10 protein-coding genes are annotated in these 11,302 nt (G+C 74.2%); 5 read left to right on the top strand and 5 right to left on the bottom strand.

Translation table 11 applies throughout. The annotated features are described in order from the left end of the window. Positions 1-478 precede the first annotated feature (478 nt). Genes ACIODU_RS11435 through ACIODU_RS11425 form a run of 3 tightly spaced genes read right to left on the bottom strand, consistent with a single transcriptional unit; the run spans position 479 to position 3,977 of the window. The gene (locus tag ACIODU_RS11435) at positions 479-1,471 is read right to left on the bottom strand and encodes an AAA family ATPase (protein ID WP_401766569.1); all 993 of its coding nucleotides are present in this window, start codon (positions 1,469-1,471) and stop codon (positions 479-481) included. A 14-nt stretch (positions 1,472-1,485) separates the two neighbouring features. Continuing rightward, on the bottom strand, positions 1,486-3,567 hold the full coding sequence (locus ACIODU_RS11430) for a trypsin-like peptidase domain-containing protein (RefSeq protein WP_401766566.1): 2,082 nt from the start codon (positions 3,565-3,567) through the stop codon (positions 1,486-1,488). Next, a complete protein-coding gene (locus tag ACIODU_RS11425) occupies positions 3,564-3,977 on the bottom strand; it encodes a CU044_2847 family protein (RefSeq protein WP_401766563.1) in 414 nt (137 codons plus the stop codon). The genes ACIODU_RS11430 and ACIODU_RS11425 overlap by 4 nt, the downstream gene beginning before the upstream one ends. A gap of 83 nt (positions 3,978-4,060) precedes the next feature. Between ACIODU_RS11425 and ACIODU_RS11420 the strand changes: the two genes are divergently transcribed. After that, positions 4,061-4,852: a DUF6597 domain-containing transcriptional factor gene (locus ACIODU_RS11420; RefSeq protein ID WP_401766557.1), complete on the top strand. Its 792-nt coding sequence runs from the start codon at positions 4,061-4,063 to the stop codon at positions 4,850-4,852. Here the strand turns inward: ACIODU_RS11420 and ACIODU_RS11415 are convergent. After that, entirely contained in the window at positions 4,792-5,184 is a 393-nt protein-coding gene (locus tag ACIODU_RS11415) for a VOC family protein (RefSeq protein ID WP_401766554.1), read from the bottom strand. The genes ACIODU_RS11420 and ACIODU_RS11415 overlap by 61 nt on opposite strands. Positions 5,185-5,316: 132 nt before the next feature. Between ACIODU_RS11415 and ACIODU_RS11410 the strand changes: the two genes are divergently transcribed. Then, positions 5,317-6,099 (top strand): response regulator transcription factor, encoded by a 783-nt coding sequence (locus tag ACIODU_RS11410; RefSeq protein ID WP_401766551.1) that lies wholly within the window; start codon positions 5,317-5,319, stop codon positions 6,097-6,099. Beyond that, complete coding sequence (locus ACIODU_RS11405) at positions 6,096-7,214, top strand: HAMP domain-containing sensor histidine kinase (protein ID WP_356425522.1); 1,119 nt, start codon at positions 6,096-6,098, stop codon at positions 7,212-7,214. The genes ACIODU_RS11410 and ACIODU_RS11405 overlap by 4 nt, the downstream gene beginning before the upstream one ends. Positions 7,215-7,345: 131 nt before the next feature. On the opposite strand, the gene ACIODU_RS11400 is transcribed toward ACIODU_RS11405, so the two are convergent. After that, positions 7,346-8,254 carry a S1 family peptidase gene (locus ACIODU_RS11400; RefSeq protein WP_401766547.1) on the bottom strand — a complete coding sequence of 303 codons (909 nt, stop codon included), beginning with the start codon at positions 8,252-8,254 and terminating at the stop codon, positions 7,346-7,348. 713 nt (positions 8,255-8,967) lie between these two features. On the opposite strand from ACIODU_RS11400, the gene ACIODU_RS11395 reads away from it, so the two are divergent. Together ACIODU_RS11395 and ACIODU_RS11390 are read left to right on the top strand one after the other, a co-directional pair. After that, on the top strand, positions 8,968-9,309 hold the full coding sequence (locus ACIODU_RS11395) for a DUF1232 domain-containing protein (protein ID WP_401766544.1): 342 nt from the start codon (positions 8,968-8,970) through the stop codon (positions 9,307-9,309). 222 nt (positions 9,310-9,531) lie between these two features. Beyond that, on the top strand, positions 9,532-11,274 hold the full coding sequence (locus ACIODU_RS11390; RefSeq protein ID WP_401766541.1) for a glycoside hydrolase family 13 protein: 1,743 nt from the start codon (positions 9,532-9,534) through the stop codon (positions 11,272-11,274). Positions 11,275-11,302: the final 28 nt, after the last annotated feature.

Here is an 11,302-nt window from a genome sequence, read left to right as displayed (position 1 = left end):
GAGGCCGAGCGGGTCGGGGGTGCGCCCGCCCGGCGGGGCGTGGGTGCCGGGCGGGGACTGCCCGTCCGGCGGGGTCCGCCGGACGGGCGGGGTCGGGCCGCCCGGTGGGGTCTGCGGGCCCCAAGGGGTGTGCCCGCCCGGCGGTGCCTGTTCGCCGGCAGGGGGTCGCGTGCTCGGGTGAGTCGGCTCACCCGGCGGGGCCTCCCTGCCCGGTAGGGTCTGCGGGCTCCACGGAGTCGGCCCACCCCACGGGGTCTGTTCGTCCGCCGGGGGTTGGCCGCTTGCTGGAGGCTGCCCGCCGGGCGGGGTTTGCCGCTCCGGAGGAGGCTGCCCGCCGGGCGGCGGCAGGGGCGGCGCTTCCCCGGTGGGGGTCGGGACAGGGCGTGACTGGGTGGCGAGCCAGAGCAGTTCGGCCAGCTCGCGGCCGGTCGGCGGGTCGTCGCCCGCCGCCGTCAGCACGTCCCGTAACCGGGCCAGATCAGAATTCATCGGGTTCCGGCGTCCGGCTCAGATAGCGCATCAGATGGTCCGCCAACTCCGTCCTGGACTCGCCGGCCAGTCCGGAAGTCCTGGTGAGATAGATCGCGTTGAGCAGCTGGTCGGTCGCCAGCTCACCGTTCCTGCCCCGCGTCAGAAACGTTCGTACCAAATCCCGCGCCGGTCCGTCGAGAGGGCCCAGATGCGCCCGGACGATCGCGGCCAGGTGGTCGGCGGCCGGCTGCTTCAGTTCCAGGGTCACACAGCGCCGCAGAAACGCGGGCGGAAAGTCCCGTTCGCCGTTGCTGGTAAGGACGGTGAAGGGGAACGCCCGGCAGCGCACCCGGCCGCGCTCCACCCGTACCAGCCGGTCGGAGTCCGCCATCAGCACCTCGGCCGAGGCCCGGGTCCTGGCGGCGCGGACCAGTTCGGGGATCTCGTACTGCCCCTCCTCCATCACGTTCAGGAGGTCGTTCGGGAGGTCCAGGTCGCTCTTGTCGATCTCGTCGATCAGCAGGACACGCGGGCGTTCGTACGGAAGGAGCGCCGTACCCAGCGGGCCGAGCCGCAGGTGGTCCTCGATGGTGCCGTTCCCCGGGGCCTGGCCCGCCGCGTAGAGCCGGGAGAGCGGGTCGTACTGGTAGAGCCCGTCGCCGAGCGCCGTCCTGCTGGTGATGTTCCACCGCAGGACGGGCCCGAGCCGTAACTCCCGGGCCACGGCGTACGCCAGGCTGGACTTGCCGCTCCCCGGCGGCCCCGTCACCAGCAGCGGTCGGCGCAAGTACAGCGCGGCGTTGACGAGTTGCACGCTCTCGGGCGTCGCCCGGTACGCCTGGGCCCGGTGCACCCGGTCGGGTGACGGGGAAGGGTCGTCCGCGGGCAGTTCGACCACGGGCCCGCCGTTGAAGGCGCGCCAGGGCGGCGGCGCGGGCAACAGCCCGACGCCGTCGTGCGGTTCGTCGGTTCCGGTGTACACCGGCCACAGGGACGACATGTCGGACCTCCAGGTCAGTCGACGGGCGACCGGTTCAGCCGCGGGACGTCGGGGAACCACCGTGGATCGTCCCAGACGAAGGACAGGTCGGCGGCCCAGTGCGGCTCGGGCCCCTCGTGGCCGAAGGCGTGCTTGCGCAGGGCGAAGACGTGCTCGGGCAGTTCGCCCGGGGCGAGCAGGGACAGCCGCTCGGCCAGGGAGTCCAGGAACACCGAGCCGCGGCACGCGGCCCCGCACGCCTCTCCGCCACCTCCGGGGCAGCCGGTGCGCGGCCACAGCACGATCGGGACCGGCGCGTCCAGGACGGCGAGGTGCGTCGCCCGGTCGTCGGGCGCCGTGGGCGGCCTGGTCAGCGCCACCGGGCCCGCCGCGTCCTGGAGCTGGACGGCGAGCAGGCCGGGCGCCGGGGCGCCCTCGCAGGTGATCCGGTGGAACCGCGACTCGCGCTGCTCGTCCAGGACGTCCCACATCTTCTTCAGCCGGAACTGGAGCCGGGGGTTGGTCCTGCGGTCGTGGTCCATCACCACCACCGGCGCCACACAACCGAGCGGCGTGCGCGTGCCCTTGCGGGCCGACCACTGGTCCACGGGGTGGTTGAGCCAGCCCCTGGGGAGGGCGAACGCGATCAACTCGCGCCCTGTCGTGTCGAGTTCGGCGAAGGCGTCGTCGATCCGGTCCAGCACCCAGGGTTGTAGGTCCCGTTTGGTCAGCCGCTGCTCGCCGACCAGCCGCCGGTGGCCGTGCCGGTACGCGGACACCTCGACCAGCAGCGCCTTGCGGTCGGCGCCGCTGCGGCGGATCTCGACCAGGATCGGCGACCAGTGGCGGGTGCGGGCGGGGAGCCGGGGGGCCGGAGGCGGGGCGGGGTCGGGGGCGGGCGAAGGCGCCGGTACGGGTACGGGTACGGGCGCGGCTTCCGCCTGGGCGGAGGGCGAGGGGGCGAAGGGGAGCGACGGGGCGGGGGCCGGATCCGGGGCGACCTGGGGCGGCGGCACGACGGCCGGCGCGACGAGCGGCACGGCGGGGGCGGCCACCGCCGCCTCGGGCGCCGGTGCCGGGGGCAGCTCCCCGGAGCCGAGAGCCATCACGGCCGGTCCGCCCTCCGCCGTACCGCCTGTGGCTGACGACTCGTGTACCGATGACTCCCGTACCGACGGCTCCCGTTCCGGCCACACCGTTTCCGGTGCGGAGGCGTGATCGTGGGTGCTCCGGTGGCTTCGCGCCCAGGCGCGCAGCTCGTCCCCCAGCGTCTCGTCGTCCACGTACGAGACCAGGTGGACGGCCAGGTCCGCCAAGGGCAGCCGGTCGGGCCGCGGTTCCGTCTCCGTCAGCAAGTACCAGACCGCCGCCCACAGAGTGTCCGGCTCCACCCCCGGCAGGACGAAGTCCTGCGTACCGGACACCTTCTGCAAGAGCGCCCCCGGCGTGCCGCGCGTCACGCGGGCCCGCTCGATCAGCTCGCGCAGCCGCCGCTTCTCCTCTCCCCGGTAACTGCCCGTCGGGACCCGGTCGGCCAGCGGCGCCCAGTGGCGGGCGAGCACCCGCGCCGGAATCATCCGGCAGTTGCGGGTGACCGCGTCCTGCGTGACGACCATCCCGGCCACCTCGCCGCTCGACTCCACCATCACGGCGGCCCCGCTGAATCCCCGGTCGGCCTGCTGCCCGTACCCCCGCCAGTACTCCAGCTGCGCCCACTCGTCCTGGATCAACAGGTGCGAGGTGGCGCGCAGTTCGGTCTGCACGCCCTCTTCCTCGTAACCGTCGGGGAAGCCGTACGCGACCAGCTTCGGCGGCGGCGTGGCGTACGGCCCGACGAGCGGGGCGAAGGCGGCGGGGACGATGCCCACCGGCCGGTCGAGCCGCAGCACCGCGAGATCGCCCGGGTCCGTGTCACCGCCGGCCCACGCCCCGCGCGCGACCACCTCGGCCGCCACCGGGCCGAGGCTCCGCGCACCGGGGAAGACCACCTCCGCGCGCGGCCACCGGCCCACCACATGGGCACAGGTCAGGACCGTGTCCTCGGCGACGAGGAAGCCGGACCCCTCCACCACGCCCCCGACGTCGATCCGCGCGTGCCAGGCGGGAGAGGCCCTCACGGCCCGGTGGGCCCGGCAGGTCCGGGCACGGTCGGTCCTGCAACGGCCGATCCGGCGACGGCGGTCGGCGCGGCCCCGCCGTCCGGTGCTCCGCCCGACCCCGGCGCCCAGGACAGCTTCACCGTCAGATGGCCCTCGGCCGAGCTCTTGGCGATCACCGCACCGGCCTCCGCCATCAGCTTCACCCCGAACTCCAGCTCCACGGAGTCCGGATTCAGCGGGCCGTCCCGGAACACCGCCAGCGCCGATTCGGCCGCCGCGCGGATCCCGGTCAGCGCCTCGTCGAACGTACGGCCCGCCTGCGCCAGGGAGTTGCCACGGCTGACGGGCCTCGCGCCCGGCGCGTCACGGTCGACCTCGACCATCACCCGCGCCCCGCTGTCGGTGGTGAACTCCATCAGTGCCGTCATCGTCGCCCCCGCGGTAGGAAATGCGTAGGAGCGACCATTGTGGATCAGCGCCGCCGGGCAGGAGACGGTTTAGCCTCATCGGTATGTACGACGAAAGGGCCTCGCGGCTGGACGGCGCGGTCGTCTGGACGAAGACGGCGGAGGCCACGAAGGTCACGCGGGCCCCGCAGACCGCGCAGACCCCGCAGACCGCGACAGACGCGGGCGCTACCGCCCCGTACCCCGTACTCCCCGACGGCTGCATGGACCTGCTCTGGATCGGGGGCCGGCTGCTCGTCGCCGGGCCCGACACCCGGGCCCACCACTCCACCGTTCCCGCGACGGGCTGCGCCGGGGTGCGGTTCGCGCCCGGCACCGCGCCCGCCCTGCTCGGGGTGCCCGCGCACGAACTGCGCGACCGCCGCGTCGACCTGGCCGACCTGTGGTCCCCCGCGGAGGTGCGGCGGCTCACCGCGCGCCTCGACGCCGCCCGGGACCCGGCCGCCGCGCTGGAGGCCGTCGCGCTGCGCCGCGCGGCCGCGGCCCCCGCGCCGGACCCGCTGCTGCGGGCCGTCGTCGCCCGGCTCGACGCGGGCCGCGGTGTGGCCGCGACCGCCGACGCCGTCGGGCTCGGCGCCCGCCAGCTCCACCGCCGCTCGCTGGACGCCTTCGGGTACGGGCCCAAGACCCTGGCGCGCGTGCTCCGGTTCCAGCGCGCGCTGGGTTTCGTACGGGCGGGGATGCCGTACGCGGCGGCGGCCACGGCCGCCGGGTGCGCGGACCAGGCGCATCTCGCGCGCGAGACCCGCGAGCTGGCGGGTCTCACCCTGGGCGCCTACGCCGCGCTGGCGAAGAGCGAGACCTCGCAGCCGTCCGGGTCGAGGACGATCGCGTAACGCTGCCCCCAGACCGAGTCCCACGGCTTGAGGTGCCCCCGGTGCCCGGCGGCGGTCAGCGCCGCGTACGTGGCGTCCACCTCGGCCGGACTCTCGCAGAGGAAGGCGAGCCCGATCCGCCCGCTCCCCTCCGGCGCCGTGAAGCCCGGGTCGAAGGACCGGACCGTGTCCTCCGTGTCCCAGAGGACCCGCGTACCGCCCGGAAGCCGGACCTCCACATGGGGCGCGGTGTCCGCGCCGGCCGGGATGTCCAGGCCGAGGAGGCGGTAGAAGGCGAGCGAGGCCGCCATGTCGGAGACGACCAGGGAGGTCGCGTCGAGTCGAGGAGTCATGCGCCCACCGTAGGGACCCGCCGCCCCGCGGTCTTGAACGAATCGGACGTGGGGCTCGTACGCATCGGACGTCATGGTTTCGTAAGGGGTGAGGGGCGGTGCACCGGTCACCGTCCGAGGAGACTTGCCGTCATGCACACCATCCTGGTCGTCGACGACGATCCCACCGTCGCCGAGGTCGTCACCGGCTACCTGGAACGCGCGGGCTTCGCCGTCGACCGGGCCGCCGACGGGCCGCAGGCGCTGCGGCTCGCCGCCGGGAAGTCGCCCTCGCTGGTGCTGCTCGACCTGATGCTGCCCGGTATGGACGGCCTGGAGGTGTGCCGCAGGCTGCGCGCGGCGGGGCCCGTACCGGTGATCATGCTCACCGCGCGCGGTGACGAGGACGACCGGATCCTCGGGCTGGAGATCGGCGCGGACGACTACGTCACCAAGCCGTTCAGCCCCCGGGAGCTGGTGCTGCGCGTCGAGTCCGTCCTGCGGCGCGGCCACGCCGGCCGGGGCGCCCCGGCCGGGCCCGAGCTGACCGTCGCCGGGATCACCCTGGATCCGGCGGCCCGCCGGGTCACCAAGGACGGGCGGGTGCTCTCGCTCACCCTCCGGGAGTTCGACCTCCTCGCCCACCTCATGCGCCACCCGGGGCAGGCCATCGCCCGGGAGCGGCTGATGCACGACGTGTGGGGGTGGGAGTTCGGCGATCTGTCGACGGTCACCGTGCACGTACGGCGGCTGCGCGGCAAGGTCGAGGACGATCCGGCGGCCCCGAAGCTGATCCGTACGGTCTGGGGGGTCGGCTACCGCTTCGACGTACCGGCCGATGCGGAGGCGCCGGCGGAGGCGGAGGCACCGGTGGAAGCACCCGACGCCGCGACGCCCGCCCCCGTACCGTCCGAAGGGAGCCGGGGAGCACGATGACCGACATGCTCCTCATCGCCCTGTACGCGTTCCTCGGTGCCGGGGTCGCCGGACTGCTCGGCGCCCTCGTCCTGCGGCTGCTGCGCCACCGCTCGGTGCTCGTCTCGCTGACCGTCGTCGCCGCCGTCGCGGTGACCGCGATGCTCGGGGGGACGCTCGCGGTCGCCTGGGCGATGTTCCTGTCGACCCACGACCTGTCGGTCGTCACCACGGTCGCGGCGATGGCCGCGGTCGTCTCGCTCGCCACCGCGATGCTGCTGGGCCGCTGGGTGGTGGCCCGGAGCCACGACCTGGCGCTCGCCGCCCGCTCCTTCGGGAACGGGGGCAGCTTCGCCGCGCCCGACGGGGACTCCACCGCCGAACTGTCCGCACTGGGCAGGGAGTTGGCCGCGACCAGCGCCAAACTCGCCGCCTCCCGGGAGCGCGAGCGCGCCCTGGAGACCTCCCGCCGTGAGCTGGTCGCCTGGATCTCGCACGACCTGCGGACCCCGCTCGCCGGGCTGCGCGCGATGTCGGAGGCGCTGGAGGACGGGATGGTCCAGGACCCGGACCGCTACTTCCGGCAGATCAGGGCCGAGGTCGAGCGGCTGAACTCGATGGTCGGCGACCTCTTCGAGCTGTCCCGTATCCACGCCGGGGCGCTGGCCCTGGCACCGACCCGGATGTCGGTCTACGACCTGGTGGGGGAGGCGCTGGCGGGCGTGGACCCGCTCGCCAGGGAGCACGGGGTCCGGCTGGTCGGCGGGAGCATCGAGGCCGTACCGGTCGAGGTGGACGGCAAGGAGATGACCCGCGTCCTCGCCAACCTGCTCGTCAACGCCATCCACCGGACGCCCGCCGACGGCACGGTCGCGGTGGCGGCGGTACGGCGCGAGGACTCGGTCGTGCTGTCCGTCACGGACGGCTGCGGGGGGATTCCGGCGGAGGATCTGCCCCGGGTGTTCGACACCGGCTGGCGCGGCACCCAGGCCCGTACGCCCCCGGCGGGCGCGGGGCTCGGGCTGGCGATCGTCCGGGGCATCGTGGAGGCCCACGCGGGCCGTACGGCCGTCCACAACGTCACCGGCGGCTGCCGCTTCGAGGTGACGCTGCCCGCGGCGGCGGCTCTCGGCTGAGGGCGGGAAGGCCCCCGCCCGCGCCCCGGAACGGACGTGTCCCCGGCCGCCGGACGGGCGCGATGCCCGCCCGGCGACCGGGGACGTTCGGTCCAGAGGGCGCTGACGCGCCCGGAAGACGCGTGACGTGCTTAGAAGATGCTGACCCCGTAGACGCTCAGCGCCTCCGTGACCGGCTGGAAGAACGTGGTGCCGCCGGAGGAGCAGTTGCCGCTGCCGCCAGAGGTCAGGCCCAGCGCCACGGTGCCGGCGAAGAGCGCGCCGCCACTGTCGCCCGGCTCGGCGCAGACGTTGGTCTGGATCAGACCGGAGACGGCGCCCTGGGAGTACTGGACGGTCGCGTTGGTGGCCTGGACCGTACCGGTGTGGACCCCGGTGGTGGAGCCACTGCGGGTCACGCGCTGGCCGACGCTGGCGTTACCGGCGGACGAGATCTCCTGGTACGAGCCGTTGTAGAGGGAGACCCGGCCGTCGGCGAGCGACGCGTTGGAGAGACGGATGATGCCGTAGTCGTTGCCCGGGAAGCTGGTCCCCGCGCGGGTGCCGAGCGCCGCGGTGCCCGCCGAGTTGGTGTACCAGTTGGCGCTGATGTTGGTGCAGTGCCCGGCGGTCAGCGCGTAGTACGTGCTGCCGCTACGGACGTTGAAGCCGAGGGAGCAGCGGCTGCCCCCGGCGTAGATGGCCTGGCCGCCGGCGATGAGGGGGGTGAACGTGCCGGGGGTCTTCTTGATCGTGAGCTTGGAGTCGTCCGGGACGGAGCCCTTGATCTCCGATATCTCGGCGGCGGAGACCGTGCTGTCCACGGTGACGACGACCTTGCCGGAGGCGGCGTCCGTGTACCAGGCGGAGCCGACGACGGCGGCGCTGCGCACACCGGCGTCCGCGGCGGCGAGCTGGGTCGCCAGGGGGGCGACGGGGGCGGGCTGGGCGATAGCAGTCGGGGCCGCAAGCGCGGCGACGGTCACCAGACCGGAGGCGACCGCGAGAACACGGACGCGTCTGGAGATCGAGCCGAGGGGGGAAAGGCGCTTGAAGGTCACAACATCCTCCATTGATGGGGGAAACGCGCGGCCCGTCGGGTAAGCGGACCGCTGGTGTGCGACTGTCCACCGCCATTCGGTTTTGGCCGTGAACCTGTCAATCGCACGGAGTGAATAGTTGACTCCAGTTCCCTTTCTGGACAAGGCCCACTTCTGGACCACCGGAGCGCGCCGCCCGGCGCGCCGGGACGGTACGGCCCGGGGCGGGCGGCGGCGGCCGGAAGGATCACGGTCCGGCGGCCGGGCGCGGCCAGTACGGGAGGGGCGGATGGTGCGGGAGCGCACTCGTGTCGCGACCGGGAGCGAACCGGGTGCCCGCAGCACGTACCCCCGCCGAGCACCGCAGTTGTCCCGGTGACGTCATCCGGCCGTGCGCCGGACGGCCGCGCGGGCGCCCGCCGCGCCGGACGTGACGCGCGTAGCGTCCGGCGGACCCGCCGGGTCTGCCGAAGGGCGGCCGAATACGAGATCAACACCGGGGGTGCGGCGGCCCGTTGTGACCTGTATCACCGATATGCCCGCACGATGATCTTGGCTGAATCTGATCGGTTGCGGCCTCCTGGCCCTCCGAACGACCCCACGCGGCTCGCCGATTCGGCCGGAGGCGCCCCCTTGCGTGCGTGGTGACGGGTGTGCCGCCCTAGTGGTGGGACGGCCCGTCACGGGGTACCGGTAGGGAGACCTGAACCAGGACCCCGGCGGAAGAGACCGCAATGAGCACCGAACTCATGATCCTCATCGCCGTCGGCGTCGTGCTGGCGCTGATCACCCTCGCCGGCGCGATCACCCTCGCCGTCCGTCTCGTACGCGCCCGGCGCGCGCTCCGCGCCGCGGGGGTGCCGGAGCGGCGCAAGTGGATGTTCTGGGCCGCGATCGGTTACCTAATCCTCCCCACCGACCTGGTGCCGGACCCGGTGTATCTCGACGACATCGGCGTCCTGCTGCTGGCGCTGCGCTCCCTCCGCTCGTCCGAGGCGAAGGGGCACTACGCGGTCCAGGCCGCCCGCGCCGCCGCGCGACTCGGCCGCGCCAAGGACGTACGGACTCCTCGCTGACGCCCCGCCGACCCGGCGTCCCGCGGGGCCGAGCCGCCACCGGGCCGCCCACCGCTCCCGCGCGGCCGGTCCGCCGCCGGGCCACCCACCGCCCTCGTGCGCCCCATCACTCCCGCGCGCCCCACCGCTCCCGCGCCGCCCTGCTCTCCTCTTGCGCCCCCTGGGGGATGATCGCACCGCACGCCACCCAGGCGTCCCCCGAGCACGGCACGAGAGGTTTCAGTGACACAGCACGCGATCCCGGACGTCAGCGCCGACGGCCAAGACCGCACCGGCTCCGGCCGCGCCCCGGCCACCTCCCAGGACCGGCGGGCCGCCCCCGGCGGGCCCCGCCCCGACTGGTGGCGCGAGTCCGTCGTCTACCAGGTGTACGTCCCCAGCTTCGCCGACGCCGACGGTGACGGCATGGGCGACCTCCGGGGCATCACCGACCGCCTCGGGCACGTGGCGGACCTCGGCGCGGACGCCGTCTGGCTCACCCCGTTCTACCCGTCCCCGCTCGCCGACGGCGGCTACGACGTCGCCGACTACCGGGGCGTCGACCCCCGCCACGGCACCCTGGACGACTTCCGCGCGCTCCTCGCCAGGGCCCGCGAACTGGGCCTCCGTACCCTCGTCGACATCGTCCCCAACCACTGCTCCGACCAGCACCCCTGGTTCCAGGAAGCACTCGCGGCGGCCCCCGGCTCCGCCGCCCGCGACCGGTTCATCTTCCGCGAGGGCACCGGCCCCGACGGCGCCCGGCCGCCCGCCGACTGGCAGTCCAAGTTCGGCGGCCCCGCCTGGACCCGCGTCCCGGACGGCCAGTGGTACATGCACATCTTCGCCTCCGAGCAGCCCGACCTGAACTGGGACAACCCCGAGGTCGCCGCCGACTTCGAGGACACCCTGCGGTTCTGGCTCGACCTCGGCGTCGACGGCTTCCGCGTCGACGTCGCGCACGGCCTGCGCAAGGACCTCGTACCACCGCTGCGCGACACCCACGGCGGCGACACCGCACCCCTCAACTCGCCGCCAGCGGGCCTCAACCACCCGTTCTGGGACCGCGACGAGGTCCACGACATATACCGCGTCTGGCGGAAGATCACCGACGCGTACGCCCCGCCCCGGATCATGGTCGCCGAAGCCGGTGTCAGCGCCGCGAGGCTGCCGCTCTACACCCGGCCCGACGAACTCCACCAGGCCTTCAACTTCTTCCACCTGCGCTGCCCGTGGGAGTCCGGCGCCTTCCGCGACGTCATCGACACCTCGCTCGCCGACGCGGCGACCACCGGCTCCCTGCCGACGTGGGTGCTCTCCAACCACGACGTCGTACGCCACCGCACCCGCTATGGCCTCCCCGAGGGCACCGACCTGCGGGCCTGGGTCACCGGCGACGGCCGCGAACCGGCGGTGGACGACACGCGCGGCCACCGGCGCGCCCGGGCCGCCGCGCTGCTGACCCTCGCGCTGCCCGGGACCACGTACCTCTACCAGGGCGAGGAACTGGGCCTGCCCGAGGTGGCCGACCTGCCGGCGGAGGCGCTGCGCGACCCGATGTGGGAGCGCACGGGCCACGGCCAGAAGGGCCGCGACGGCTGCCGGGTGCCGCTGCCGTGGACCAGGGAGGGTTCGTCGTACGGCTTCGGCGCGGGCGGCAGCTGGCTGCCGCAGCCCGACGGGTGGGGCGAACGCTCCGTCGAGGCGCAGACCGGCCGGGCCGGTTCGTTCCTGGAGCTGTACCGTACGGCGCTTTCGCTGCGCCGGGACTTCCTCGGCGACGAGCGCTTCACGTGGCTGCCGTCGGCCCCGGGCGAACTGGCCTTCCGGAAGGGCGCGGGCCTGGTGTGCCGGGTCAACCTCTCGGACCACCCCGTACCGCTGTCCGTACCGGACGGGGCGGAGCCCCTCCTGGCGAGCGACCCCCTGCCCGACGGCCACCTCCCGCCGGACACGGCGGTGTGGCTGCGGAGCGAGGCGGGGTGATGCGGGGTGACGCGGGGTGACCTCGGGG

The sequence above is a fragment of the Streptomyces sp. NPDC088261 genome, assembly GCF_044740805.1.
GTDB lineage: Bacteria > Actinomycetota > Actinomycetes > Streptomycetales > Streptomycetaceae > Streptomyces.
The sequence above is the reverse complement of the archived record's forward strand: the minus strand, read 5'-3'. Positions and strand labels throughout refer to the sequence as shown.

Coding starts and splice junctions, on each gene's coding strand:
- ACIODU_RS11420 (WP_401766557.1), top strand. CDS start 4,061: ATGTACGACGAAAGGGCCTCGCGGCTGGACGGCGCGGTCGTCTGGACG.
- ACIODU_RS11425 (WP_401766563.1), bottom strand. CDS start 3,977: ATGACGGCACTGATGGAGTTCACCACCGACAGCGGGGCGCGGGTGATG.
- ACIODU_RS11405 (WP_356425522.1), top strand. CDS start 6,096: ATGACCGACATGCTCCTCATCGCCCTGTACGCGTTCCTCGGTGCCGGG.
- ACIODU_RS11395 (WP_401766544.1), top strand. CDS start 8,968: ATGAGCACCGAACTCATGATCCTCATCGCCGTCGGCGTCGTGCTGGCG.
- ACIODU_RS11410 (WP_401766551.1), top strand. CDS start 5,317: ATGCACACCATCCTGGTCGTCGACGACGATCCCACCGTCGCCGAGGTC.
- ACIODU_RS11435 (WP_401766569.1), bottom strand. CDS start 1,471: ATGTCGTCCCTGTGGCCGGTGTACACCGGAACCGACGAACCGCACGAC.
- ACIODU_RS11415 (WP_401766554.1), bottom strand. CDS start 5,184: ATGACTCCTCGACTCGACGCGACCTCCCTGGTCGTCTCCGACATGGCG.